17 protein-coding genes and 1 pseudogene are annotated in these 26,075 nt (G+C 69.4%); 8 read left to right on the top strand and 10 right to left on the bottom strand.

From position 1 onward, the window contains the following. Positions 1-20 precede the first annotated feature (20 nt). Positions 21-2,024 (bottom strand): sulfatase, encoded by a 2,004-nt coding sequence (locus tag GCE86_RS09550; RefSeq protein ID WP_154226607.1) that lies wholly within the window; start codon positions 2,022-2,024, stop codon positions 21-23. Between the two features lie 651 nt (positions 2,025-2,675). On the opposite strand from GCE86_RS09550, the gene GCE86_RS09545 reads away from it, so the two are divergent. Further along, a complete protein-coding gene (locus GCE86_RS09545; protein WP_154226606.1) occupies positions 2,676-3,050 on the top strand; it encodes an ArsR/SmtB family transcription factor in 375 nt (124 codons plus the stop codon). Between the two features lie 240 nt (positions 3,051-3,290). On the opposite strand, the gene GCE86_RS09540 is transcribed toward GCE86_RS09545, so the two are convergent. The 3 genes from GCE86_RS09540 to GCE86_RS09530 form a co-directional block, all read right to left on the bottom strand. Beyond that, positions 3,291-3,716 (bottom strand): DUF7919 family protein, encoded by a 426-nt coding sequence (locus GCE86_RS09540; RefSeq protein ID WP_154226605.1) that lies wholly within the window; start codon positions 3,714-3,716, stop codon positions 3,291-3,293. Continuing rightward, positions 3,713-11,359, bottom strand: a complete 7,647-nt coding sequence (locus tag GCE86_RS09535) for an Ig-like domain-containing protein (protein ID WP_154226604.1) — start codon at positions 11,357-11,359, stop codon at positions 3,713-3,715. Before GCE86_RS09535 ends, GCE86_RS09540 begins: the two co-directional genes overlap by 4 nt. Positions 11,360-12,225: 866 nt before the next feature. Then, positions 12,226-12,654 carry an NUDIX hydrolase gene (locus GCE86_RS09530; protein ID WP_244317246.1) on the bottom strand — a complete coding sequence of 143 codons (429 nt, stop codon included), beginning with the start codon at positions 12,652-12,654 and terminating at the stop codon, positions 12,226-12,228. A 67-nt stretch (positions 12,655-12,721) separates the two neighbouring features. Here GCE86_RS09530 and GCE86_RS09525 point away from each other — a divergent pair. Next, positions 12,722-12,937: pseudogene (locus GCE86_RS09525) on the top strand (ferrous iron transporter B); the annotation flags it as partial. 72 nt (positions 12,938-13,009) lie between these two features. Next, on the top strand, positions 13,010-13,477 hold the full coding sequence (locus GCE86_RS09520; RefSeq protein ID WP_244317245.1) for a NifU family protein: 468 nt from the start codon (positions 13,010-13,012) through the stop codon (positions 13,475-13,477). A gap of 122 nt (positions 13,478-13,599) precedes the next feature. Here the strand turns inward: GCE86_RS09520 and GCE86_RS09515 are convergent, their stop codons facing one another. Next, positions 13,600-14,775 (bottom strand): metallophosphoesterase, encoded by a 1,176-nt coding sequence (locus GCE86_RS09515; RefSeq protein WP_154226601.1) that lies wholly within the window; start codon positions 14,773-14,775, stop codon positions 13,600-13,602. A gap of 128 nt (positions 14,776-14,903) precedes the next feature. Here GCE86_RS09515 and GCE86_RS09510 point away from each other — a divergent pair, with 128 nt between their 5' ends. Next, a complete protein-coding gene (locus GCE86_RS09510) occupies positions 14,904-15,452 on the top strand; it encodes a hypothetical protein (RefSeq protein WP_154226600.1) in 549 nt (182 codons plus the stop codon). Here GCE86_RS09510 and GCE86_RS09505 read toward each other — a convergent pair. The 3 genes from GCE86_RS09505 to GCE86_RS09500 all read right to left on the bottom strand — a co-directional run bounded on the left by GCE86_RS09505 (position 15,449) and on the right by GCE86_RS09500 (position 17,399). Continuing rightward, positions 15,449-15,772, bottom strand: a complete 324-nt coding sequence (locus GCE86_RS09505) for a hypothetical protein (protein ID WP_154226599.1) — start codon at positions 15,770-15,772, stop codon at positions 15,449-15,451. The two genes, GCE86_RS09510 and GCE86_RS09505, sit on opposite strands and share 4 nt — an antisense overlap. A 109-nt stretch (positions 15,773-15,881) precedes the next feature. After that, entirely contained in the window at positions 15,882-16,007 is a 126-nt protein-coding gene (locus GCE86_RS32330) for a hypothetical protein (RefSeq protein ID WP_275587140.1), read from the bottom strand. Positions 16,008-16,226: 219 nt separating this feature from the next. Continuing rightward, entirely contained in the window at positions 16,227-17,399 is a 1,173-nt protein-coding gene (locus tag GCE86_RS09500; RefSeq protein ID WP_154226598.1) for an ROK family transcriptional regulator, read from the bottom strand. Positions 17,400-17,517: 118 nt separating this feature from the next. Between GCE86_RS09500 and GCE86_RS09495 the strand changes: the two genes are divergently transcribed. The 4 genes from GCE86_RS09495 to GCE86_RS09480 all read left to right on the top strand — a co-directional run bounded on the left by GCE86_RS09495 (position 17,518) and on the right by GCE86_RS09480 (position 21,566). Next, on the top strand, positions 17,518-18,831 hold the full coding sequence (locus GCE86_RS09495) for an extracellular solute-binding protein (protein WP_204342162.1): 1,314 nt from the start codon (positions 17,518-17,520) through the stop codon (positions 18,829-18,831). After that, positions 18,828-19,805, top strand: coding sequence for a carbohydrate ABC transporter permease (locus GCE86_RS09490; RefSeq protein WP_154226597.1), 978 nt, complete (start codon positions 18,828-18,830; stop codon positions 19,803-19,805). Before GCE86_RS09495 ends, GCE86_RS09490 begins: the two co-directional genes overlap by 4 nt. 53 nt (positions 19,806-19,858) lie before the next feature. After that, a complete protein-coding gene (locus GCE86_RS09485) occupies positions 19,859-20,650 on the top strand; it encodes a carbohydrate ABC transporter permease (RefSeq protein ID WP_204342163.1) in 792 nt (263 codons plus the stop codon). A gap of 760 nt (positions 20,651-21,410) precedes the next feature. Then, the gene (locus GCE86_RS09480; protein ID WP_154226595.1) at positions 21,411-21,566 is read left to right on the top strand and encodes a hypothetical protein; all 156 of its coding nucleotides are present in this window, start codon (positions 21,411-21,413) and stop codon (positions 21,564-21,566) included. Positions 21,567-21,611: 45 nt separating this feature from the next. On the opposite strand, the gene GCE86_RS09475 is transcribed toward GCE86_RS09480, so the two are convergent. After that, positions 21,612-24,233 (bottom strand): glycoside hydrolase family 2 protein, encoded by a 2,622-nt coding sequence (locus GCE86_RS09475; RefSeq protein WP_163636767.1) that lies wholly within the window; start codon positions 24,231-24,233, stop codon positions 21,612-21,614. 117 nt (positions 24,234-24,350) lie between these two features. Further along, a complete protein-coding gene (locus GCE86_RS09470; RefSeq protein ID WP_154226593.1) occupies positions 24,351-25,949 on the bottom strand; it encodes a beta-N-acetylhexosaminidase in 1,599 nt (532 codons plus the stop codon). Positions 25,950-26,075: the final 126 nt, after the last annotated feature.

Raw genomic sequence — 26,075 nt, 5'->3', positions numbered from 1 at the left:
GTCAGGTGGGTGGGCGGGGGTCAGGCTCTGTGGGCGGTCAGGCCGTCGAGGGTGATGGTGCCGCTGTCGAGGCGGACGCTCGCGGCGTAGCGGTACTGGGCGAGGACGGCGGGGTCGCTGAAGTCGATCGCGCCGCCCGTGTCGGCGGTGAACAGGAACTCCCATCCGCTGCCCTGGTCGACGTACGCCGTCGCCACGTGGCCGCGGAGTACGAACGCGTATCGGGCGGCCGGGCCGGTCAGGTCCACGGTGCCGTCCAGGCTGTCGAGCGGCTCGACGCCTGCGGTGATCAGTGCGCCGTTGACGCGTAGGTCCCAGCCCGCCCGGTGTAGTCCGTTGTGGTAGCGGAACAGCAGGTAGTTGCCGGCGTCCTTGGCGAGGCCCACGAAGACGGTGTCCTGGGTGCCGGCCTCGGCGAAGGTACCCGTGTCGAGCACGACCGCCACGCGGTCGGAGCCCGGTGCGACGTCGGAGCGCAGGACCAGGTGGGTCATCCTGTTCGTCGTCACCGCGACCCTGCCGCCGCTGACGATCGGCGGGGCGGCGTACGCGGTGACCGGCAGGACGCTCCAGCGTTCGAGGCCGCTGTCGAACGACTCCTCCAGCTCCACCGTCGGGTAGTGCTCGGGGGTCGGCAGCGCGGGGAACAGGCCGCTCTCGGCGATGTGCGTCTCCAGCAGCGCCCGCAGCTGGTGGGCCCTCTGGGGGTAGCGGTCGGATAGGTCCGTGGTCTCCTCCGGGTCACGGACCAGGTGGTAGAGCTCGCTGCGCCCGTCGCGCAGGTACTGCACCAGCTTGAACTGGCCGGACCGTACGGCGGCGTGCGGGTGGGTGCGGCCGATGAAGTGGGGGTAGACCCAGAACAGCGCGTCACGTTCCACCGCTCCGGTCCCGGTGAGCACGGGGGCGATGCTCGTGCCGTCGAACCTTCCGTCCGGGTCCCCGCCGGCGAGGTCCAGGACGGTCGGGAGCACGTCGATGGTGCTGGTGGGCGTGGGGTTCTTCTGTCCCGGGCCCACCGTGCCCGGCCAGTACGCGATCAACGGGACCCGGATGCCGCCCTCGTAGAGGTCACCCTTGCCACCGCGCAGCGGCTGGTTCGCGTCGTCGTAGGGGCCGCCGTTGTCGGAGGTGACCAGCAGCAGCGTGTCGCGGGCCAGGCCCAGGTCAGCGAGCGTGTCGGCGATCCGGCCCACCTGCTGGTCGACGCTCTCCAGCATGGCGGCCAGCACCGGCCGGTTCGGGGCCTGGCCGGCACCCGGCTTGGCTCTGTACTTGGCGACCAGGTCAGGTTTCCCGTCCAAGGCCGTGTGTACCGCGTAGTTGGACACGTGGAGGAAGAACGGCTCGTGGCGGTGGCGGGTGATGAAGTCGACGGCCTCGGCCGCCAGCCGATCGGTGAGGTGTTCGCCCGGTTCCCGCGCGGGCAGGTCCGGCATGAAGAAGTACGGGTGGAAGTAGTCGCCGTCGGCGATGTACTTCTGTTCGGAGGCGATCACCTCGTCGAACCCGTGGGCGTAGGGATTGCCCGGCCGCTCGTCGTACGGCCCGCTGTAGGTCTCGGTGAGGTGCCATTTGCCGACCAGCCCCGAGGCGTAGCCGAAGGGCCGCAGGACGTCGGGCAGGGTCGGGATGTCCGGCGACAGGTACTTGTTGCTCGCCGCGGGCTCGGCCCGGAGGAAGTCCGTGATCCCCGTATGCACCGGATAGAGACCGGTCACCAGCGCGGCGCGGGTCGGCGAGCACACCGGCGCGGCGGCGTAGGCGCTGGTGAAACGCATGCCCTCCCGGGCCAGCCGGTCAATCCGCGGCGTCTCGTTGAACGTGTTGCCGTAGCTGCCGAGCTCGTCCCAGCCGAGGTCGTCGATGGAGATGAACACGACGTTCGGCGGCCGGTGGCGCGGCGCCGGCTCCGGTGGGCCGGCCGCGATCGCCGGACCCGGGGCCAGCCCGGTCAGGGCCGCACCGGCGACGCCGCCGAGGAAACCTCGGCGCGAGACGGTGGTCGGGTCGAGAACGTTCATGAGCGCCTCCGATTGCGCAGGGAAGGCCGCCGTCCCTCATGGGCGCGGGCAGGAGAAAAGCCGGGCATGCGGCCTTGTCAGGCGCAGCGGTCGCCGGTGCTGCGACCGGGTGCCGTGCAAGGAACCCGGGGAGCGAGAGTCGCGTTGGCTGCCTCTGCGAGCGGCGGCCGAGGTGCCGCTGTCGGCACCCGGTGCCGCAGAGCTTCCCTGCCCCGGCCGCTGCCCACGCCGGCAGCGCGGGGAGCAGGCTCAAGCCTCGTCGAAGGACCCGCGGACCGGCCCGCAGCGCGGTCAGGCGTCAGATCCACAGCGTGAACTCACAGAGGCTGCTGTCCACGCGCATGACATCGACCGCGCACCGGGTGGTGGAATTTGCGTTCGGCACATTGCCTATAATGTCGATAGGAATTATAGGGTCAAGCTCTGTCTTGAAACCTGGGATGCCTGGACGTACACGGTGGCACGTCGGCTACGTGCCGTCGCTGGCCACCTCGCCCTGCCGCCGCCGGGCAGCAGCGGCGCGAGGTGGGTGGGGTTGGGCTGGAAACCCGTAACGCGGCGCCGCAGGACTGCTCGGCGCCAGCCGCCCGGCAAATGCCGTGAGTGGCCCGGTCCTGGTTACGCCAGCATTTGGATGGTGTTGGTGCGACGATGCATGACGTGGGAACCCCGAAAACCGCTGCACCCGCTGTTGTCTCGCCGCTTGCTGGCGAGCCGATCAAGCGCGCCGACGCCGAACGGCTCGCGGGCGTGCTGAAGGCCGTCGCCGACCCGGCCCGGCTGCGACTGCTCAGCCTGATCCAGTCCGCTCCCGAGGGCGAGGCCTCCGTCAGTGACCTCACCGCGCCGCTCGGCCTCTCCCAGCCGACCGTGAGTCATCACCTGCGGATCCTCACCGAGGCCGGCCTGCTCGAGCGCGAGAAGCGGGGCGTCTGGGCGTACTACCGCCTGGTGCCGTCCGCGATCGCGGCGATCGCCGAACTGCTGACGCCACCCCGCAAGCGGGCGACCAGGAAGACTCGCTAAGCACCAATGTCAAGACTGCACGGTGTTACGGCTCGCCTGCCGGCGCCGCGTCGATTTCACCGGTGCCGGCCTGCCCGGCAGGGTCGCCGGGCAGGCCAGCGGTCAGGAAGCGGCTGCCGCCAACGCGTACGCCACCGCTACCGGAAGCGACTAGTGGGCGCAACTCCGCCGTCGCACCGTGCGGTGCGGCGGCGGAGTATCGACCTGCGCAGGAGCGGCCAGCTGTCACCGCATCCTTCCTCACGTCGCCAATCGTGGATGTTCCGCAGATCGCAGGACCGCTCTCACGAACTCGTCCGGTGGCCGGTAGTCGTGCTCGTTCACGTAATGCACGATCAGGTCCGGCGCGGCGTAGACGACCCCGTCGGCGGAGGCCCTGATCTCAGCGGAGCCGAGGAAGGTCTCCCGCCCTTCGACGGTGACCGCGATCGGCGGCCAGGGCGGCCGCTCGGCGCACCGCGGTGACAGGTTGCACTGGTGGAGCCCCCGGGTGGCAGCAACGCGCTCGGTCGCGCACAGTCGCGCCAGGACGTCGCGGAAACGCTCCGGAGTCTTTCCCTGGGGAAACCCATGTGCGGCGTCCAGCCAACCCACACAGAGGGTCTGCTTCCCGTCCTCGGGCAGCGGCGAATAGGTGTAGATGTCGAGATCAGCGAAGTATGTCACGGCGCCTCCCGGCACGCGGCCCAGTGGCACATGCCCATGTTCGGCTGCAAAAGCTGGGACAGGCGCGTCGGGCTGGTCACTGTAGTCGGATTGCCCATGATATTGAGACCGGTAGGCGGATAGAGCGTGTAGTCCTGTATGAACTGGCCGGGCTTGTAGACCTGCACGGGCTTCACCGGAGCGCCGGTCTCGATGTCGTTGCCGAGACTGTCGAGGATGGTGTCGCCATGATCACAGTACATGGCAACACAGGTTCCCTTAGGAACTCGTGTCTTGCCGGCACCCGCTTCCTGTCCGCCGTGTCCGCTCAAGACCTCTTCCCCGTCCGGACGGCCGGCAGGCGGACCGGAAGAGCCGGGGCCGCCACCGGAGGTCGGACTGCTCCGTGTCGCTCCGCCGGGGGCGTGCTTGCCCGCCGAGACCGCCTTGCCGAGGCCCTTGCCGAGCAGTGCCTCGCCGACGGCGGCCAGGACGTGGCCTCCGCACTCCGGTGCCCGCTCGGTGGAGGTGCAGTCCTTCTTGATCGGCTCGATGGTGTCGTTCCAGGTCTGCTTCCAGCCCTCGGCGGTGGTGTACTGGTGCTTGAGCTGGTCGTTGAGTTCCTTGCAACCGGTCTGGTTGTCGGTGTACTCGCACCGGAACGACTCCTTGACCAGGTTTCCAGTGCCCTTCAGGCCACCCCAGATGTCGTTCCAGGCGGTCTTGGCGGTCCGCTTGATCTGGTCACCGGCGCTGTCGTTCGACCCGCCCGAACTCGTGCTGGTGGTGGTCGGGTTGGGGCTGGTGGAACCGCCACCGCCACCGTCGGCGGCGACCATGTGGCCGTCGGTCTCGATGTAGCTGATCGGGTTGCCGCCGGCGAGCGCGTACCGGTTCTGGGTGAGCGGATCCAGGCCGAGACCCAGATCACCCAGGGAGCCGGCGAACATGTCCTGTTGCAGGAACCGGCTGGTGTCGGGTCCGTAGCGGCGGGCGCCCATGTCGTAGCCGCCGGAGCCGTTGGGCACCGCGCTCGGCGTGGTGCCGGTGCCGGCCGTACCCGTGTCGATGCGCTTGTTGCTGAACCGGTAGGGATTGATCGGGTTCAGGTTGTCGGTGTCACCGGTGGTCAGCTGCGGGTCGGCGCCGCCGTAGGCGTCGTAGCCGTAGGAGGCCTTGACCTTGCCTGCGTCGTCGATGAGCTGCGAGACCGAGGAGTGCACGTCGGTGCCATAGGTGTACTGGTTTGGCTCCGCGGTCGACCCGGTGGCCTGGTCAGTCATCGCGGTGCGGTGTCCGTAGGAGTCGTAGGAGAACGTCCTGGTCCGCGGGTTGGTGCCGCCGCTCTGCCGCTCCTCCGTGGCGAGCGAGGTCAGTCCCTGGTAGGCGAAGGTGGTCTTGCGGTCGTTGCCGGTGCCGCTGTGGTCCTCGTCTTCGAGGGTGGTGCGGTCCAGCGCGTCGTAGACGTACTTCGTCTTGTCGGTACGGGTGCCGCCGCTGTACTGCCGCAGACCGGTGAGCCGGTTGAGGTAGTCGTAGCCGTAGTCCGTGATCAGGTTGCTCGACGGGGTGGCGAGCTCCGACGGGGAGCAGTCGGCCTGGCTGCCCGCGGCCAGGGTCAGGCAGTCGAGGTTGCCCCAGTCGTCGTACCAGTACTTGCCGATGGCCCCGCCGACGGTGATGTCCGTGAGCTGGTTGCCGGTGTACCGCTTGCTGGTGGTGGTGCCGTTCTTTACCTCGGTGGTGATGTTGCCAGCGCGCACCGTGGTGTCGCCGATCAGCTTGCCCGGCTCGTCGAGGGTGTAGCTGTCGGTCTTACCGGCGCGCAGCTGGTGGCTGATGAGCCGGTCCCGGGCGTCGTAGGTGTACTTGGCGTCGCACGGTGCGGCGGCCAGGCAGGTGGCGTCGGTGTTGCCCTCGGCCCGGGTGAGCACGTACCGGTCGGTGGTGCGGTTGCCGTTGACGTAGTCGCCGTTGGGGTCGAAGTAGCCGACGTCGTGCGACTCGGTGGTGGTGCCCGAGCCGTTCCGGGTCAGCAGGGTGCGCAGCTTGCCGTTGTCGAAGTGCGTCCACGTGGTGGTCTGCTTCTTCGGCCACGCGGTGGGGTCCGCCGTGCAGGAGGCGCCGGCGCGGTAGATGTCGCGCTGCTTCTCCCACCCTGTCGACCAGAACGCGTTCACCGTGCGGCTGTCGCCCTTACAGGCGCTGTCGGTGCCCAGGTCGAGCTGCTCGGTGAGCCAGTCCGCGCCGTCGTAGGACAGCTCGAACCGGCGGGGCGCCTTGGACTGCGTACCGGTGTCGGACTCCTCGCCGTTCTCCCGGCGCAGAGTGATGTTGCCGTTGAGGTCGTAGCCGTAGTCGGTGAACGTCCAGGCGGTGGCGCTCTGCTTGCGGTGACGCACCTTGGCCGGCTCGTCGAACCCGGTGTAACTCGCCTGGGTCTCGACCTCCTTTTCCTCCGAGTCGGTCACTCCGGTCTCGAAGCCGGTGAGCAGGTTGTTGTGCGCGTCGTAGGTGTAGCGGTTGATCTGCCCGCCCTTGTCGGTGCGGGTCTTGAGCATCCCGTCGACGTAGTACGTCCAGAACATCCGGTCGTTCTCGTCTAGGGCGCCCGGGCTGCTCTTCTTCTCCGGCTGCCGCTGGGCCTGCCAGCCCTGCGCCGTGTAGTCGAAGTGCACCTTCGGGTTGGCCGGGTCGTCCGAGGTGCGGATCCAGCCCGGGTCGAAGTAGTCCAGCACGGTCTTCGCCCCGGCGCCCACTCCCGCCGCATCCGCGACGGTGGTGGGCAGGCTCGTCCAGGCCAGCCGGCCGTTCGGGTCGTACGCGTTGTGCGTGTACTGCCGCTCGGTGCCGTCACGCGAGTCGAACGGCAGGTCGGTACGCACCGGCCGGTTCAAGGCGTCGTAGTGCTGCACCGTCACGTAGAACGACGGCGTGGCGCCGTTGGCCACGTCGTACGCGCGCGGCGAGGTCAGCTTGGTGCGGTTGCCGTTCTTGTCGTACTCCAACTGCGCCACGACGTTGCGGGCGGTGGCGCCGTCGAACCGCTCGCGCACGGTGACCGGCAGGTCCCGCTGGTCGTAGTCGGTCTCGGTGCGTTGCGCGCGGCCGCTGGCGATGTCCTGCTCGGTCGCGATGACGTTGCCGTTCGCGTCATAGTCCACCCGCTGGGCGTGGCCGAGTTCGTCGCGCTGCGCCTTGACCCGGTGCGCCGCGTCGTAGTCGGTCTCGGTGGTGTAGTCCGCGACCGCCGGGCCGTTGCCCGGGCAGGTGATGGCCGCCGACCCCTGCCGTGGCGAGGTCACCGACCGCAGGTCACCGGCCAGGTCGTAACACATCTGCGTGACCCGGGCCTGGCTGGTCGACGTGCCGTACTGCGTCTGCCGCACGATCCGGTCCAGCGGGTCGTAGCCGTAGGACACCGCGTAGTCGTCGGTCGTGGCGCTGGCCACCCCCTTCGGCATGGTGACCTTGCTGGTGCGGCCCGCCGCGTCGTAGTCGATCCGGGTGCGCTCGCCGGCCGAGTCGGTGCTGGTGTCCGGACCGGTGATCAGGGTCGCCCGGTCCATGTTGTCGTAATCGATCCTGGTGACCGCCCCGTCGGCCGGGTCCCCCGAGCCGTAGCCGTAGTGCGGGTCCATGGACCGGGTCACGTTGTCGTTGGCGTCGAAATCGGTGCCCGACCAGAGTAGGGTGCCCCGCTCGTGCCGGGTCGACTTCGGCGACGACTGCCGGCCGAGCCGGTGGAACGCGTCGTAGTCGAGGTACGTGCGGTAGGACCGCACGTCGGCGCCCGTGTCCCCGGAGTGCATGGGATCCTGGATCCAGCGGACCAGACCGTCCACGTCGTAGCCGAACTGAGTCACGTTGCCCAGCGGATCGCGCAGCTGCGTCGGCTGTCCCGACGCGTCATAGGCGGGGAACGTCGTGGCCGGATTGCCGACGGCGTCCCGGACCGCCGACACTGTTCCCGGGTTGGCCGAGCCGGCGAGGTTGTAGTCGTAGTCGGTGACCGCCCCGGTCGGGTCGGTGACCTTGTCTACGTTGCCGGCCGCGTCGTAGCTGTAGCTGGTGGTGTAGTCGCCGGCAACCGTCGTGGTGGCCATGCCCTTCGGGTTGGTCACCGTGGCGAGCAGGCTCAGGTGCTTGCCGCTGTCGTTGACGTCCACCGCCGAGTCGGCGTAGGTGAGCTGCGTGGTCTCGTTGAGCTGGTTGGTCGACGTGAGCGGGTAGCCGTTGGCGTTGTACGTCCACGACCGGAACTTGCCGGTCGGCTCGGTCACCTTCGTGACCTTGAAGTCGGCCGACCACTGCACGCCGGTGGTCCGGTTCGCCGGATCGACGATCGAGATGACCTTGCCGCTGGTGTCGTACGAGTACCTGGTCACCCGCGACAGCGGCGCGGTCACTGTGCTCACCCGGTTCGTCAGGTCGTATGCGTAGCCGGTGACCTGCCCCTCGCGGTCGGTGCGGGACTTGAGCTTCCACTTCAGCTGCGCCCCGTCCGGCGCCAGATAGTAGGCGTACGTCGTCTCCTTGCCCCGGGGGTCACGCACGCTGAACAACCGCGACGACTGGTTGGGCGTCTTCGCGGCCGGGTTGACCCGGTCGGCGGCGTCCGGTATCGCCGGACCGGCACCGTTGGAGGTGGTGTAGGTGAACACGAACGACCGGTCGGCCAGGAACGACCCGTCGGCCTTGGTGCCGCCCCGCTGGGTCAGTCGCAGCAGGTTCCCGTCGTCGTAGTAGTCGAATTCCAGCGCCGAACCGGAGTGGTCCGTGATCGTCTGGATCTGCCCGCGCACGTGGGCCTTCTTGATCTCGTCCTTCGTCCAGTAGTCGATGGCGAAGGACCGACCGCCGGCGTCGGTCACCCGGGTGACCCGCTTCTTCGGCCCACCGGGATCCTCACCCGGCGGGGTGTCCTCCACGGTGAAGGTCAGCTTGTTGCCGTTGCGGTCCTCCACGCTTGTCGGGAAGCCGTCGGCGTCGAAGTAGAAGGTCACCTTGTCGGGCCGGGTCAACGCCCACTGCCGCGCCGGGTCGGTGCCGCCCAGCGACCGCAGGTAGAGGTTCACCCCGGGCGGCTCGGTCCACCGGGTCACGCCGTCGGTGCCGGTCACCCCGTCGAAGTGGTGCGTGGACCCGTCGCCGTCGGTGAGCTCGACCCACTTGTTCGACTTGCCGGAGATCTGGTCGGCCTTGTTCGGGTGGATGTCCAAGGGCTCACCGAGCCGGGTCAGTCCGGAGATCGACAGGGAGAAGTTCGTCCCCGCCGGGCTGCGCGAGTGGTCCTCGAGCGAGTTGTAGGTCAGATCCACCATGGTGGCCAGCCCCCGCCCCGGGGCGAAGAACGGTGACCAGCGCACCAACATGTTGCCGTTGGCGATGTTGGTCAGGGAGCTCATGCCGGCACCCACGGCGGTGCCGTCGTACTGGTAGTAGCGCTCCAACCCGAGCTTCGTGGCCAGCGCCTTCGCCACCAGCACCGGGTTCTCCACCGGAGGGTTGCCCTTGGCCGCGAACCACGTCCCGGTGGCCGGGTCGTACACGTCAATGCGCAGCCGGTAGCTGCCCTGCTGCAGGCCGGGCGGCAACGCCGGCGGATAGATCGTCAGCGGGAACGTCTGTACCGCGTTCGCCGCGAAGGTCGCCGGGAACGCCGTGGCCGACCTGCCCTCGAACATGACGGCGCCGTTGGCCGCGAACCAGCGGTACCACACCTGCGCCGTGCTGCCCGTCCAGGTCACCCCGGAGGTGTTGGTGACATTCACCTTGACGCAGTAGGCGGTCGCCGGGCACGTCGTGGGCGCGGTGCCCGCGTCGTCCTGCGGCGCGCTGGACAACGACCGGCCCAGGCTGCCGCCACTGGTGCCGTCGGCGTTGACGCTGCCGGCGTACGGGTCCTGCACCGGCACCCCGGTCGCGGTGTTCTCCGTCATCGCCTGCGGGAACACGTCGTCGGTGGCATCCGTGGGGCTGTTCAGCGTGAACCCGGCCTTGAACGCTGTCGTACCGGTGTTCGCCACCGTCACCGACCGCGCCGCGCTCACCGTCGTCTGGCCCGACGTGTCGGTCACCGCCGCCGCGACCTGGTGGGCGCCGTTGTATCCGGGCGCCAACGGGTCCAGGGTGTTCCACGTGATCGAGTACGGCTCGGTGGTGTCCGGTTGCCCCACCCGCACCCCGTCCACCAGGAAGGCGACGCTGGCCACCCCCCGGTCGTCGGACGCGTCCGCGGACACCGTCACCGCGCTGCCGCTCACCGTCGCGCCGGCCGCCGGAGCGGTCAGCGCGCCGGCCGGCATCGCCGAGTTGTCCACCGTCACCGACGCCGCCGCCGAGGTCGACGTGTTCCCCGCGTCGTCGGTCGCCCGCACGGTCAGCGCGTGGGCGCCGTTCGACGCCGCCGTCGAGTTCCAGGCGATCACGAACGGCGCCGCGGTGTCGCTGCCGACGACCGTGCCGTCGACCAGGAACTCCACTTTCTCCACCCGCCGGTCGTCCTCGGCCGCGGCGGTCAGCGTGGCTTCGCCGGCCACCGCCGCGCCGGCGCTCGGCGCGGCGAGGGAAACCCGCGGCCCCTGGGCCTTCCGGCCGTCGGCGTACGTGATGGTCAGGGCGGGCCGCTGGCTGGCATCGGGCGCGTCGTCGCTGGCGAACCAGACCGTGTTGCCGTAGGTCGGGGTCTCGTCGGTACTGCGCAGCAGCAAGCCGTTGTTCGGGGCGGTGCCGTTGACCCAGGACTGCACCACGCCGGTGACGGGGAACTCCCGGAACAGGTTCGCCGTGTTCCGCGGGATATCGAGTTTCGCGATGACAGTGCTGTCGTAGTCGCCACCCGGCGTCGTCCACGACTGCCCGGCAGCCGCCTCCGTCCAGTTGGCGCTGCCACACTTGTCGTCGCCCTCCGTCCAGGGCCGGGTGACCCGGTGCACCTGGGTGGTGATGGGCGACAGCGGTGCGTTCGTCTCCCACAGCGACAGCGTCGCCGCGGACACCTCGGCGTTCTGCGGGATGTCACCGAGGTCGAAGCGCACCAGCCCGCGAGTCACGCTCCCCGGGCCTCCCCCGGAGGCGAAGGACGCCTGCGCGCCGTAGCCGAAGCAGCCCAGGGTCGCCCCGGGCACGGTGTACAGGTGGGTGACGCTGCCGGTGGCGCCGTCCGGCCGCAGGGTTCGCGTGGCCTGGCCGGATGCGGGCAGGGTGACCGTTTGCGGGGCGGACGCCGCCCCGTTCGTCACGAGCTTGTAGGTGAAGGTCGCCTGGGCCGCCGCCGTGGTGTCCGAGTAACGCGTCGTCGACGCGTCCCGGATCGTCGTCAGCAGCGTCGCGGCGCTCGGCGTGAAGTCGGCGCCGCCGGGGGCGCGGTGCACCTCGTACGAGCCGAACGGCGCGCCGCTCGACTGCCCCGTGTAACGGGTCCAGGCCAGGTCAGCGCCGTCGGCGTGCAGGGTGGACGGTGGCAGCAAGTCGCCGCCGTCGGCGCCGGCGGCCGCCGTGAGCGCGGTGACCGGGGGTGCGGCCGCAGCCGCTGGCCGGGACATTCCGGCCTGGAGCGGGAGCAGCACGGTGAGGGCGACGGCCGCGGCCAGCGCGGGTCGCGGGCGTCGCAACCAGCCGTGGCGGGTCGCTGTCGAGCGATGGCGCGGTGGACGGAACATGCTGCCTCCCCCGTAGGCGCTGAAGGTCACGACCGCTGACGCCTCCGAAGGGCGGCACAGAGCCCGGCGACGAAGCCTCGAGGAGGTGACGACGCCCCCAAGACAGGGACGCTTATCGAAGTCTCAAGCTGTCCACAGTGACCGGCAACACGGGAGAGCAATAGAAAACATGTGATCTGGATCACAGCGTTTCGCCACGCCGGCGGGGCTGCCCCACATGAAAGAAGGTTGATAGAAAGAACGGTTCGTGGTTACGCCGACGCGCTGCGTCACCAGTCTGGAGCGAATCCCAAGCAGAAACCTCGCCTCTGAAAGCCGGGAAGTGGCCTTTGACCTGCGTGGGCGATACTGGGATCGAACCAGTGACCTCTTCGGTGTGAAGCAGGACGCGCACCCACTCTGACCTGCGGAAACGAGAAGCAGCAGCCAGGGGCGGGTGCAGGTGCACACCGTCGGGTGCCGTTCGAGGCAGTTGAAGACCGTTCGATGCACCCTGTTGCTCCCAATCTGCTCCCCCGACCCCGAGCTTGCGACCGGGCTGCTGAGGCCAGGCTGAGAAGGACTGTCCTGCAGGCCGTTCGTTGACGATTCGTGCCGACCGGCCCGAGCGGCCTCGGTTGACGTTGACGCCCGGCCAGCGGCAGTTAGGCTCTGTCGCTCCCGACCTGCTCCCACGGCCCCGCTGTCCATCGGGCGCTCTTACGGACGCCGCGCCTTGTCCGCGGCAGATCCGGTAAACGACAGAGATCGAGAACGGTTCGGGAGGCGAACACGCTGTAGTCCGTCCGCGGGGCTCGTCGCCGCGGTCCAGCCAAGGTCTCGGGGCATCTTGGTGATCAGCAGGACAGGGACGTGGCACACGTCCTTCACCCGTTGGGGTAGGTGACAACCGGCTCCGCTTCCGGATCGGAATACGCCCAATGGGCGCCCGGCTGAGCCTGACCGGTGAGGACCGCAACTGACGGCTCCGACAGCGGCCGGTAGGGCAACTCATGAAGCAAGCGGCTTGCTTCTTCGACGGGGAACCAGCGGGCCTCCTGAATCAGACCATCTGGGTCGCGGACGTGCAGGGTCGGATCCACCACGTCGACGGTGAAGTTCCACACCCGGCTGACGGTGACTGCTCCGGTCACCGCCGCCGTGCCATGAAGAACGAGGTCCGCGGTTGCGACGACCAGACCTGTCTCCTCGGCCAACTCTCGGCAGGCGCCCTCAAACGGCGTCTCGTGGTCCTCGATCCGCCCGCTCGGGATGTTCCAGTAGGGGCCGCCCCACCGTGGGTACGCCTCGTACACGAGAACGACATTGTCGTCGTGATGTGCGAGAACGCCGGCGTACCGGGACCGACTCATGCTTGGCACGGGGCCATTCAACCGGCAGCCGCTGCTCACCGCCCCGACCATCGCAGCGCTGCTGGTCTACTTCGCCTTCGCGTTGCAGTGCATGGCCACCGTCGGCATCATCCGCCGCGAGACCGGCGGCTGGAAGTGGCCCCTGATCGCGTTCGGCTACCTGACCGCGCTGGCCTGGATCATGGCCTACGCCACCAGGACCATCACCGCGCTCCTGGCGGGCTGAGGTCATGATCCCCATTCACCCCAGCCCGTCGCGGGCCACCCCGAGCAACTGCGCTGGATCACCCCGGCCGGAGTGCTGACCTTCACCGGCGTCGCCGCCACCCTGCCAGCCCCGCTCGCTGCCCTACGCGACGACGGCACCCTCGCCCAGGTCCGCGTCGAACCCGCAGCGATCGTCACCACCCTTCATCCCGGCCGGCAGTGGTCCCGCGACGGCGCCCGGGTCCGCACGGCTCTGCACGCCGCTCTCGCCGACCCGACCCACTGGACCCCGGCCGACAACTGCGGCGAGCCGGACGACGGGCCACCGCGTGACGCCGCCCGCGAGCTGCTCGACGGGCCCGTCGGCGACCTCGCTCGCTCCCACGGCGGTCACATCGAACTCGTCGACGTCCGCGACGGCACCGTTACCGTCAAGCTCGCCGGCACCTGCCACGGCTGCCCCGCCGCCCGCACCGCCCTCCGGCAAGGAAAGGAAGACCAGCTCCGCAGTAACCACCCGCAGCTGCGTTTCGTCACCGCTGAGCCGCGCCGCGATTGACCCGGGTGGAGCTGCTTGCCCATACGGGGAGCAGGCTTCAGCCCTACCCCAACTGCGAGAGCGCTATGCCGCCGTACCCCGTCACGTTCAGGCGGGGCCGGTAAGTATGGGCCCGGTCGGGGCTACCCCGCCCGGAGGGTGAGCAGGGTGATCTCGCTCGGCGCGAAGATCCGGAACGGCGGACCCCAGAAACCGGTCCCCCGGCTCGTGTAGAGCTGGGTCCGGCCGTGCCGGCTCAGGCCCTGCACGACCGGCTGGTCGAGCCGGACCAGGTAATGGAACGGCCACATCTGACCGCCGTGGGTGTGCCCGGACAGCTGCAGATCCACGCCGGCCGCCACCGCGTCGCCGATCTGCTTCGGCTGGTGCGCCAGCAACAGCACGGGCAGCCCCGGATCGGTGCCGGCCAGCGCCGCGCCGTGGTCGGCCCGGTGACCGGCGACGCCGGACGAGGCCGCGGTCACGTCGTCCACCCCGGCGACTACGAGCCGGGCACCGCCCCGCTCCACCACCAGGTGCCGGTTGTGCAGCGGCTCCCAGCCAAGGGCCCGCATGTGCTCGACCCAGCCCTGCGCCTCGCCGTAGTACTCGTGGTTGCCCGTCACATAAACCCGGGCCAGCCGGGCCTGGACGGCACCCAGCGGGGCCGCCTGGGCTCGGCGCTGATCGACCGTGCCGTCGGCGATGTCACCGGTGTGGCAGACGATGTCGGCGGCCAGCCCGTTGACCACCTCAATGGTGCGGGCGGACCAGCGGGCCCGGTCGATCGGGCCGTAGTGGGTGTCGGTCAGCAGCACCACGCGGAGCCCGTCGAGACCGGCGCCCAGCCGGTCGACGGTGACGTCCACCCGCCGCACCCGGGGCACCCGCATCGCCTCGGCGTACCCCCACACGGCCAGGACGACCGAGACGACCGCCGCACCGACTGCCACCGCCCGGGACCGCACCGGATCGGCGACCCCCGCCGCGGCCAGCGGGAGCCGGGCCACGTTTCCGATAAGCGCCCAGACGAACAGGATCCAGACCAGGCCGAGCAGTGTGTCCCCGGCGCGGGCCGCCGCGTCCAGCCGCCGGCGGCCGTGCCCGAGATACATCAGGGCGGGAAACGCGACCAGCGCGACGACGAACACGCTCGTGCCGGCGGCCACCACCGGCGCCGGCCACCGCGCCGCCACCGTCAACGTCCACCACGGCAGCCCGAACAGCAACGCCAGGACCGCGACAAGCGTCGCCCCGGACACCAACGGCCGCAGCGCCCCTCGCGCCGGCCGCACCTGAACGGCATCGCCAGCAGCCATCGTCGTCCTCCCGTCGGTCCGTGCAGCATGACACGGTCCGGCCCGGATCGACCACGCCCGGAAACCGGGACGGATCCGGCCGTAGGTGATCGACCGCGACCGGGACCCGGCTCAGGTACGGTCAGCGGGTGGCGTACGACGCCTTGGCCGAGAGCCTGCGCCTGATCATTTCAGGGTTGCCGGACGGCCCCGTGCGGTTGAGTCGGCGCCGTCGTTTCGCGCCGGTCGCGGTCGACGTGGACGGCAACGTCGCCGCCACACGGTTCCTACGCCGAGGCGTTGGCTGTTACTGGGACGAGACGCACCTGCTGGCCGTCGACAACCACGGAGCCTGGCGAACGCTCGGCGGCGGCGGAGCGTCGTACGACGAAGACCCCACCGCGGAAGAGTTCGAGCGGGCCCGCGACGACCTCCCGCCTTACCAGGTGGCGATGAGTGGGAGCGCTGGCGTCGTGCGCGACGGCAACCCCCCGCTGCCGTGGGGCAGGCAATGGGTGCGCGGATCGGCGGTGCTCGTCGGCCATGGGGTCGCAGAACTGCATGTCAACGGCCGCCACCTACCCGTCCCGTACCACGGTCACCTGATCGTGGTTTGGAGCTCTCGCCGGCCGCCGACGGTTACCGCACACGACGGCACCGGGCGCACGGTTGCCACCGCCACTGTGTCCCCCACTTAACGCGGCGCGACAGCGTCGCCGGTGTCGACGCTGCGCCGCGACGGCGACATTACGGCGATCATCATGATCCCAACGGCGAGCGCCCCGAATGGCCGAGCAGGTGGGCCGAGCGCGAGAACGACCGGCGGCGACACGAATACGCCATACGGGCCCGGGCCTGGCACCGACGCCACGACGAGCTGATCCGACTGCGGATCGAGGCCGCCGGGTTCCTCGGATGTATGCAGCCACGTACCGGCCCGCCGGTCGACCTTGACGACGACGAGGTTGTCTACCGGGTGCTGCCCGCCGTTGAGCTGGTCGAGGCGCAGGCACGCCACGTCCCCGGACTACCCCCGCCCGGGCTTGCCGGCGCGGCGGCAACCGTCGGCGCACCCGGCCGTCCACTGCCGGGCGCCCTGCGGATCGTCGACGCCGGTATGGCCGTCGTCACGAACCATCGGGTGGCCTTCTCCGGACGCCGACGCCGAACTGCTGCTGCGAGCCACGGCCCCCGGTCAGCGCGGCGAGCAGGCACAGCCCGAGCCAGCGGCGGTCGACGTTGGGTTCGGGCACGTCCTCGCCGGGTTTGGATGCCTGGGGCGCCGGCCCGCCGCTTGGGCGGCCGCCGCGCTCCGGAGCGCGCTGGCGAGGTCGCTTGCGGACCCGAACAATGTCGCGGCCGCGGTGCGGCGGCTGCAAATCAGAACACGGGACGGGCCTGTCCAGGCTGGTCACGTCGGGTCTGGGCGGCAGTGCTCCCGCCCTTGGGCCTACCACCGGCGTCTACCCAAATCAGCCGCCGTCGGGGCCGCCGATCGTTCCGAGGAGTTCGGCGCGGGCGGCCTCCAGGGCGACGAACAGTGCTCCGGTGAGCGAGGCCGCCTCACCGAGGGCGCTGGTTTCGATCCGCGGCGGAAACGGCACGTACGTGTTGACCGTCTCCCGGACGGTGGGCAGCAACAGGGGATTGTGGCCGACTCCCCCGCCGAGGACGACGAGTTCCGGGTCGAAGACGGCACACGCGCTGGCGATGGTGAGGCCGAGTTGCCGCGCCTCGGCCTCCACCAGGTCCCGTGCCGCCGGTACCCCGGTGGCGGCCTGCGCGAACAGTTCCTCCACTGACATCGGTCGACGGCCCGGCCAGATCGGGTGGGCGTCGAGCGCCGCGAGCACGCCGTACGCTCCGGCCTCGTCGGCTAACTGCTCCCTGCCCCGCCCGCGCCGTTGGTCGGACGGCACGGATCCGGGCAGCGGCAGGTAGGCGACCTCGCCGGCCGCACCGTGCGCCCCGCGGACGAGTTGGCCGTTGTGCACCAACCCCATTCCGATGCCGGCGCCGACGGCGAGAAAGCCGAAGGTCGCGACGTCGCGGGCATGTCCTCGCCAGCGCTCGCCGAGCGCTGCGAGGTTGACGTTGTTCTCCAGCACGATGGGCGCGTCGATCCGCTCCTCGAGTGGTGTGAGCAGGTCAAACAGCCCTTCCTCGCCGAGGTTGCGGGCAACGGACATGGTGCGGCCGTCGGCGTGCACGACGCCCGGAGCCGACACGCCGACCCGACGAAGCGGACCGAGGCGCTCCCCCACGGCCTTGGAGGCCGCGATGATCATCCGGCTGGCCTGCGCGGCGACCCGGCTAGCGCCGGTGGCCTTCGTGGCTTGTCGCTGCTCGTAGCAGACGGTTCCGCCCACGTCGGCCGCTGCGACTCGCAGGTTGTCGCCCCCCACGTCGACCGCCACCACGTAGCCGGCTGTCGGGGATAGTCGGTAGTAGGTGGGGATGCGGCCCGGTCTGCCACGGCGTACGCCGGCGTCGACGATCAGACCGCTGTCGATGAGCCGGCGTACGACCTCGGAGATGGTCGGCCGCGACAGGCTGGTGCGGCGGGCGAGTTCCGGTCGGGTCATGGGCACGCTGTCCAGCAGTGCGGCCAGCACCGCCCGACCGGAGGGATCGACGGAGACCAAGGCGGATTCACTCCTTCGCCTACGGGTCAGGGAGGCTGCGACGCCGGTCTTGACCGGTGATCGCGAACCGAGTACAAGTTTTTGTTAAGCAGCCTACCTAAACCCCAGGGGGGCGATCATGTCCGAGCACATGAGCGAGCTGTCGAGGCGAAGACTTCTCCAAGTGTCAGCCGCCGCCGGCGCGGGCCTTCTCCTCGCGGCCTGCGACGTCGGCGGTGGCAGCGACACCGGCGCGGGCAGCGGCGCGGCTGGCACCGGGGAAGGCCACATCACGGCCCTGTTCATGAAGCAGGCCGGCTATTCCGAAGACGACATCCGCGCGATGACCGCGGAGTTCCAGCGGAAGTATCCGAAGATCACCGTCGAGCCTTCCTTTGTCGCCTACGAGGCGTTGCACGACAAGATCGTGGCTGCCGCCCCGGCCGGCACCTTCGACGTGGTGCTCATCGACGTGATCTGGCCGGCGGAGTTCGGAAGCAAGCGCATCGTGACCGATGTGACCGACCAGTTCCCGGCCAGCTGGAAGAGCGACATGCTTGGCGGGGCGCTCGCCACGGCCGCCTATCAGAACCGCTACTTCGGGGTGCCCTGGATCCTCGACACAAAGTATCTCTTCTACAACACCGACATGCTGACCAGAGCGGGCGTTGAGCCGGCCAGTTTGTCCACCTGGGACGGCGTGCTCACCGCCGCGGAGACGCTCCGGGCCAAGAAGGTGGTCGAGCATCCGCTGATCTGGAGCTGGAAGCAGGCCGAGGCGCTGGTTTGCGACTACACCCAGCTGGTCGGCGCCTTCGGCGGCAAGTTCCTGTCCGATGATGGAAAGTCGATCGCCTTCAACACCGGTGGCGGCCTGCAGGCGCTGGAGTTCATGAAGCGGACGCTGGACCGCAAGATCACCAACCCGAACTCGGTGGAGTCGCTGGAGGAGGACGTCCGGAAGATCTTCTCCGACGGCCAGGCGGCCATGGCCCTCAACTGGACCTACATGTTCAACGCCGCGAACGACCCTCAGCAGTCGAAGGTCGCGGGCAAGGTCGGCGTCGCGGCGACGCCGTCCGGGTCCGCCAGCGCCCCCGGGGTCAATGGCTCGATGGCCCTGTCGGTCAGCGCGGGCAGTAAGAACCAGAAGGCCGCGTGGACCTACATCAGCTACATCACCAGTGCCGAGGTGCAGAACAAGTACGCCAAGAGCTCGCTGCCGTGCTGGACGAAGTCGTACGACGATCCGGCGGTGGCGTCCACCCTGCCGCAGGTGGTGCCGGTGGCCAAGAAGCAACTCGCCGACCTCATCGCCCGCCCGCAGGTGCCTCGCTACAACGAGATCAGCCAGCTCCTGCAGGCCGAGCTGCAGAACGCCTTGCTGAACCGGAAGCCGCCGAAGAAGGCCCTTGACGACGCCGCCGAGCAGGCGCGTACCTTGCTGTCATGACGGCGGCGCCCCCGGCGCGCGCGAGGCCGGAGCCATCGACCGGCGGGGGTGCCCGACGGTCGCGCCGGTGGCCGCTCGCGCGCCGCGCGGGCGGCGGGCAGCTGCGGCTGGCGTTGGTCCTGCTGTTGCCCGCGGCGCTCGTCGTCTTCGGCGTGGTGCTGTACCCGGCGGGGCGTGCGCTGGTCATCTCGTTCTACGACGTCGACAGCCCGTTCCCCGGCCGGTATCCGTTCGTCGGCCTGCACAACTACACGGAGGTCCTCGCTGACCCCCGCCTGTGGGCGGCGGTGGGACACACCGCCTACTTCACGCTGGTCTCGACGATGCTCGAGCTGGTCCTCGGGTTGGGCCTCGCGCACTTGCTCGCCGCCCCGCTGCGTCTGCGTTGGCTGTTCCGGGCGATCGTGATCCTGCCGTGGGCGCTGCCGACCATCGTCAACGGCGCGATGTGGCGGTGGGTCCTCAACGCTCAGTACGGAGTAGCCAACGCCCTGCTGACCGACCTGCACCTGCAGGGCGGCTACCGGTCCTGGCTGGGCAACGACCCGTTCCTGGCGTTGAACATGGTGATCGTGGCCGATGTCTGGAAGAACACCTCGCTGGTGGCGTTCTTCCTGCTCGCCGGGCTGCAGACGATCCCGTCGGGGCTGTTCGAGGCTGCGCGGGTGGACGGGGCGGGACCGGTGCGCTCGTTCTTCCGGATCACGTTGCCCCTGCTGGTGCCGAACATCGCACTGGTGCTGGTCTTGCGCACCATCGAGGCGTTCAAGGTGTTCGACATCATCTATGTGATGACCGGTGGCGGGCCCGCCAGCGGCACGCAGACGGTCACCTTCTTCACCTACCTGCAGGCGTTCTCCGCCCAGCGGTTCAGCACGGGCGCTTCGCTGGCCTACCTGACCGTCGTGGCCGTCCTCCTGCTGGCCCTGGTCTATCTTCGGCTGTTGCGGCAGAGCGAGCTGAGGTCGCCATGAGATCCAGTCTGCGTTACCGGGTCTTCATCCACTTGGCCGCGGTAGCCACCTGCGTGGTGATCCTCGCGCCGTTCGGGTGGCTGCTCTACTCGTCGTTGGTGGGCCAGACGGACCTGATCGCCCGGCCGATGCGGTGGCGGCCCGAACATGTGACGCTCGACCGTTACCGCGAGATCTTTGCCGGTGGCGGTGCGAGCGCCGGCGCGGCGTTCCGCGCCGCGATGGTCAACAGCTTCCTGGTCGCGGCCGGAACGGTGGTCATCTCGCTCGTCGTGGGGGTGCTCGGCGGCTACGCCCTGGCTCGGCTGAGATTTCCGCTGCGCCGGGTGACGCTGTTGTCGTTCCTGGTCACCTACATGCTGCCGCCGATCGCGTTGATCATTCCGCTGTACCTGCTCATGTCACGCCTCGGGTTGCTCGACACTCGCAGCGGGCTGATCGTCGTCTATTGTTCGCTCGCCACGCCGTTCACGCTGTGGAACATGAGCACGTTCTTCGCGTCGCTTCCGGTGGAACTAGAGGAGGCGGCCCGGGTCGACGGGTGTGGCCGTCTGGGCGCCCTGGTGCGGGTGATGCTGCCCTTGTCGAAGCCGGGCATCCTGGCCACCGGCCTGTACGCGTTCCTGCTGTGCTGGGACGAGTTCCTCTATGCGCTGATCTTCACGTCCACCGCGCAGGCCAAGACGGTGCCCGTGGCGATCGCGGAGTTCACCGGTCGAAACGCCGTGGACTTCGGGCTCATCGCCGCAGGCGGCGTGCTGGCCGCGCTCCCGCCGGTGGTGCTGGCCGTGCTGTTCCAGCGCTATCTGGTCAGCGGTCTCGCCGCAGGGGCGGTGAAGGGATGACAAGGCCTTACCCCGGTGGGTGCCCGGGCGGCCTCGGTGGCCCGGTGTGGCGCCCTGGTGGTCTTGGGCCTGGGTACCAGCGCCCACGCCGCGGTCGGCTTCGCGGCCACCCTCCGCGCGCACGGCTTGCCCGCGACGGCGGTGAGTGCCGCCGAGCTGCGCGAGGGTGTGCCCGGACGGGCTGGCTGCCGGGTTCCTGGGCATCAGCCAGTCGGGTCGCAGCCGGGAGACGGTCGAGGCGCTGGCCGCCGCGCCGGCCGCAAGGCTCGCCCTGACGAGCGACCCGAACAGTCCGTTGGGCGCGGCAGCCGACACCGTCATCGCCCTCGGCTGCCGAGGACACCGTGGTGACCACGCTCAGCTACACCGCGAGGCTGCGGGCACTCGGCCTGCTCGCCGGGCGGATGGGCGGCCAATCCCGTACCGACTGGGCACTGCTGCCGGACCTGGCGTCGCAGGTGCTCCACCGGGATGTCGAGCCGCTGGCGCCGCGCTCGCCGGCGTCTCTTGCGTGGACGTCGTGGCAGCCGGGGCAAGGGTGGCGACGGCCGGTGGCGCCGCGGTGCTCCTGAGGGAGGCCGGGCATCTGCAGACGGCGTGCTTCAGCACTCGCGAATATCTGCATGGCCGGGCGGAAACGGCGGGCCCGGGCGGGCGGTGCTGTTGTTCGGCGCGGCCCGCGAGGTTCCGCTCGCTCTTGACCTCGCCCGGCACGGGGCGCGGGTCGTTCTGGTGACCGAGTTCGACGTGCCGGCGTCGGATGGGCTGCTGGTTGCGGCTGGCGCGGCTCGGCGGGCTCGGCGGCTGTGTGCTCGACATTCTCCCGGTGCAGTTGGCCGCGTACGCCCTGGCCCAGCACGCCGGCCGGCCGATCGAGCTGCGCCACATGCCGGCCGATACGAGGCTGTACGCATGACGGCTGGCGGGGGCGGCTGGTCGCCGCCCCCGCCAGCCGTCGGTGCTACGGCACGGGGGTCGATGTGGTGGGGATGTTGTAGCCGCGGGTGCGCAGGTATGGCGCCTGCCCGCCGAGGTCGCTGGATTGGTAGGTGGCGGTGATGGTGGTCGACTCCCCCGGCCACAGGGAGACGTAGTTGTCGGTGTAGTTGACCGGCAGCACCTCGTTGCCTCCGTTGCCGGCGGTGATCTCGGGGCGCAGGAAGAAGGCGATGTTCGTCGGGCTGTTGTTGGTCAGCTTGATGGTTGCGGTTTCCTGCCCGCTGGCGACGCTCCGGGTCACGCTGGTCGCGAGGTTGGGGTTGGCCGGCAGGCTGTTGAGGCCAGTCAGGTTGGCGTAGGTCTTGACCGCCGTCATGTACCAGTTCTTTTTGTTGCCCAGCGCATCGGGTTGGCTGGAGTACCAGTAGAGGTTGTTGCTGAGCACCGCGCCGGCCGGGTCCTTGAGCTGCAGCCGGATGAAGTAGGTCGCGGACAGGCCGGTCAGCGCCGGGAGGGTGAGGACCTGGGTGGCGGCGTTGGCCGTCGCGGTGACCGGCACGCTGGTGGTGTAGGCCTGGCTCAGGTCGGGGATCTTGTAGACGGTCGCGGTGGCGGTCAGCCCGCTCCGTGCGGTCAGGGTGGAGTTGACGGTGTACACGTTTCGGGTCTTGTAGTCGTAGGCGATGTGCAGCGGCTCGTTGGCCTTCTTGCTGCCGAAGTAGCCGCCGCCGGGCTTGAGGTAGTAGTCGTACAGGTTCCAGTGCACCGACGGCCAGGCGTTGTTGAGCATCCAAAAGATGACCCCGAACGACTGGGTGTACTCGTGGGAGTTCCAGGCCTCGAAGAACGAGCGCGTGTTCTCGTAGTTCTGCAACTCCGACTTGCGGGAGTAGTCCTCGGCGCTGGTGGTGGTGCCGTAGCGCTTGTCCACGCCGTCGGTGTAGACCTGGATGTTGTCGAACACGCTGCGCGGCTTGCCCGCGTGGTAGTTCCAGGTGGCGCCGATCGGCCAGAGGTTCGCGGCGGGGATGAACTTCTGCAGGCTCTCCAGCGGCGGCGGGGCTTCGGTGCCCTCCTCGCCGGTGGTGCCGAAGGCGCTGCCGGACTGGGCCGGGCTGTCCCACCACAGCAGCGGCGGTTCCCACTTGTACGGGCCGTCCATCTTCATACCGGCGTTGGCGTTCGACCAGGTCGCCACGTTGTCCACGGTCGGGTTCTGCCAATGCAACCGGGTCGCGGTGTTCTTGTACGCCGTCAGGTGGGCGGCGGTGGGCGGCTGGTCACTGCCGTAGGCCCACATGAACGGGCTGGCGTGGGCGCGCAGTGCGCGCATCTGGCTCTCCAGCGAGGCGTTGGCGACCTGCTCCTGTTCGGCCGTCCAGGTGTTGTCGTTCTCCCAGGCGCTGCAGCAGACGAAGCCGGGCATGATCATGACACCGGCCTTGTCCGCCAGGTCGTAGAGCTCGTCGTTGCCCAGGGTTCCTTCCAAGCGGATGGTGTTGAGGCCCATGTCCTTGACGTACTGGACGTGGGCGGCGTTGGTCTTGGTGTCCCAGCGTTGGAGCAGGTCCCACATGTAGCCGCCGCCGCGGAAGAAGATGTTCTTCCCGTTGACCTGGTAACCGACGAACGAGGTGCCGTTGACCGTGGTCCGGTAGTCGGTGAACTGGCGGACACCGAAGTTGATCGACTTGGTGTCCGAGGTGGCGCCGGCCAGGGTCGCCGAGGTGGCGAGCTGGTAGAGCTCCGGGCTGCCGTACTGGTAGGGCCACCACAGGGCTGGGCTGGTGAGGTGCAGTTGCGGGTAGCCGGCCGGGTCGAAGGTGACTTCGCGGCGCTCGTTGGCGGCCAGGGTGACCGGTTGGCTGACGGAGACGGAGGGATAGCCGGCCTTGGTGATGGTGGCGTTGACCGTGGCGGTGACCGGGGCGTTCGTGGCGTTGACGGCGTCGACGTAGACGGTGAGGTCGGCGGCGTTGGTGGCCGGCAGCGGCAGCACGGTCTTCACGTACGGGTCGCGCAGGGCGATCGGCCCGGTGGTGTCCAGGAGGGTTTTGCCCCAGAGGCCGGCGTTCATGTCGGGGGCTTCCGGGTTCCAGTCCACGGTGCAGAAGGAGAGGTCCTTGCAGTCGTGGGCGGGCGGGGTGACGAGGATCGCCAGGGCGTTGAGTGCACCGGGCCGGATCAGGTTCGTCACGTTGTATTCGTGCGCCGCCATGGTGCCGACCGCGTTGGCGTCGAGCTGGGTGCCGTTGAGCCAGATCTGGGCGCGGTAGCTGATGCCCTGGAAGCGCAGCCAGTACGCCTGGTCGGCGGTGGTGGCCGAGGCGGTGAACTGGCCTCGGAACCACCAGTTCTGGCTGGTCAGGTCAGGCACGGACTGCAGATTCGTGCCGACGTAGATGTTCTGGTAGACGTTGTTCGCGACCAGGCCGGCCAGCACGGTCGACGGGAGCGAGATCGGGTTCCAGCCGGCGGTGTTGTAGCCGACCTGGGAGATGGTCGGGCCCGGGTCCGCCACCTGGTTGGCCGATCGCAGGGCCCAGCCACTCGTCAGCTCGGTCGAGCCGACGGTGGCGGCGCTCGCGCGCGGCACGTGGACGAGCCCGATGCTCGCCACGAGCGTGATGGTCGCGAAGAGCATCGTGATCAGTCGACGGGTCAGCCGGTGCGGTGGCGGTGTTCGGGGGATGGTGGGGCGCGATGGCATGGTTGGCCTCCTCGATGTGATCAAGGCGGTGCGCCGCGAGTGGCGCGGCGGTCAAGCTCCGGTGGGCCAGGACACCTGGGTGGAGTGGTAGTAGTTGATCGCCATGACGCGCCAGCGTGGGCCCTGAGCACCGAGCCGCTGGTTGAACGACGTCCAGTCATGGGTGCTCGCCGGTGACCAGCCGAGCTCGGCGATGGCCGGCAGGCGCGGGAAGGCCATGTACTCGACGTCGGCCAGCGACTGGATGGTCTCAGTCCACAGCGGCGCCTCGACTCCGAGCACCGACGTTTCGCCGACGCCGGAGAGGTAGGCGCCCGGGTCCCAGCCGTATGCGTCCTGCACGTCGATGAAGCCGGCCCAGCGCTGGCCCAGTTTGGTGCGGGAGTTGTACTTCATGTCGAGGTAGGCGCGGTTGGCCGGGGACATGATGATCTTGGTGCCGTTTTGGGCGGCGGTGGCTACCGCGGCGTCGGCGGTGGTGGTTCCCCAGTACTGGGCGACGGTCGACGGCAGGGCCGGGGCGTGGACGACGTCGTGCCAGCCCACAACGGTTTTCCCGTGGGCGGCGACGATCTGCTGGGCCCGGTTCATGAAGGTGCTGTAGTCCGTGGCGGTGGTGGAGCTCGCCTCGTCGCCACCGATGTGCAGGTAGGCGCCGGGTGTCAGCCCGGCGATCTCACCCAGGACCTGGTCGAGGAAGGTGTAGGTGAGTTCCTTACTGACGCAGAGCGAGCTGAACCCGACCCGGGTGCCGGTGTAGAGCTTCGGGGCCACGCCGTCGCAGTTGAGGTCCGCGTACGAGGCGAGTGCGGCGTTGGTGTGGCCCGGCATGTCAATCTCCGGGATGATCATGACGTAACGGGCGGCGGCGTAGGCGACGATCTGCCGGTATTCGTCCTGGGTGTAGTACCCGCCCGTGCCGCCGCCGACCTGCGTGCTCCCGCCGTAGACGGCGAGGTTGGGCCAGCTGTTGACGGCGATACGCCAGCCCTGGTCGTCGGAGAGGTGCAGATGCAGGCGGTTGACCTTGTAGAGCGCGATCTCGTCGATGTAGCGCTCGACCACCGGGACCGGCAGGAAGTGCCGGGCAACGTCGAGCATGGCGCCCCGATGGGAGAACCGCGGATAGTCGAGGATGTGGCCGGCCGCGATCTCCCAGGGCCCGGGCTGGGCTGTCGCGCTCTCCGCGGCGGGTGGCAGCAGTTGACGCAGCGTCTGGACGCCGGCGAACAGACCCGCCGGCTGGTTGGCACGTACCGCGATCGACGGGGCGCTGACGTCCAGCTGGTAGCCCTCGCTGCCGGCGGCCGGCGGCGCCCCGGACAACAGCAGGGCGATGCCGTCCGTCGGGGTCGTGCTGGGGGCGTCGACGACCGGCAGGGTATAGCCGGTCGAGCGGCGGAGCAGGGCGGCGAGCTGCCCGGCGATCTGCGCCGCCGCGGGCGAACCGGGCTCGGTGTAGATCGTCGTCGTCGCGGTGATCTGGTGGGTGACGCCGCTTGCCGGCGCGGTGACGACCGGCGCCGGTACGACGGACGTGAACGAGACGGATGACGCCTGGACGGCGGCGGGAGCGGTGGGCGCGCCCCAACCGCCGGTGAGCGCAAGGATGACTGTGGTGGTGAGCAGACGTACGCCGCCGGTGGTCATGACTGCCTCCGCACCCGGGCGATGCCGCAGGAAGCCGGACGCCGACCGCGCATCGACCTTCGTCGCTAGCAGTCAAGTTAGCGGCCATCTTTTGGTAAGGCAAGCTACTTAACAAATTTGGTTGCA

The sequence above is a fragment of the Micromonospora terminaliae genome (assembly GCF_009671205.1).
Lineage (GTDB): Bacteria > Actinomycetota > Actinomycetes > Mycobacteriales > Micromonosporaceae > Micromonospora > Micromonospora terminaliae.
This window is presented reverse-complemented; position numbering and strand designations above follow the sequence as displayed.

What these genes read in the sequence shown, in the direction of transcription:
- GCE86_RS09550 (WP_154226607.1), bottom strand. Translation starts at nt 2,024, where the DNA reads ATGAACGTTCTCGACCCGACCACCGTCTCGCGCCGAGGTTTCCTCGGC.
- GCE86_RS09545 (WP_154226606.1), top strand. Translation starts at nt 2,676, where the DNA reads ATGCATGACGTGGGAACCCCGAAAACCGCTGCACCCGCTGTTGTCTCG.
- GCE86_RS09535 (WP_154226604.1), bottom strand. Translation starts at nt 11,359, where the DNA reads ATGTTCCGTCCACCGCGCCATCGCTCGACAGCGACCCGCCACGGCTGG.
- GCE86_RS09515 (WP_154226601.1), bottom strand. Translation starts at nt 14,775, where the DNA reads ATGGCTGCTGGCGATGCCGTTCAGGTGCGGCCGGCGCGAGGGGCGCTG.
- GCE86_RS09495 (WP_204342162.1), top strand. Translation starts at nt 17,518, where the DNA reads ATGTCCGAGCACATGAGCGAGCTGTCGAGGCGAAGACTTCTCCAAGTG.
- GCE86_RS09490 (WP_154226597.1), top strand. Translation starts at nt 18,828, where the DNA reads ATGACGGCGGCGCCCCCGGCGCGCGCGAGGCCGGAGCCATCGACCGGC.
- GCE86_RS09480 (WP_154226595.1), top strand. Translation starts at nt 21,411, where the DNA reads ATGGGCTGCTGGTTGCGGCTGGCGCGGCTCGGCGGGCTCGGCGGCTGT.
- GCE86_RS09475 (WP_163636767.1), bottom strand. Translation starts at nt 24,233, where the DNA reads ATGCTCTTCGCGACCATCACGCTCGTGGCGAGCATCGGGCTCGTCCAC.
- GCE86_RS09470 (WP_154226593.1), bottom strand. Translation starts at nt 25,949, where the DNA reads ATGACCACCGGCGGCGTACGTCTGCTCACCACCACAGTCATCCTTGCG.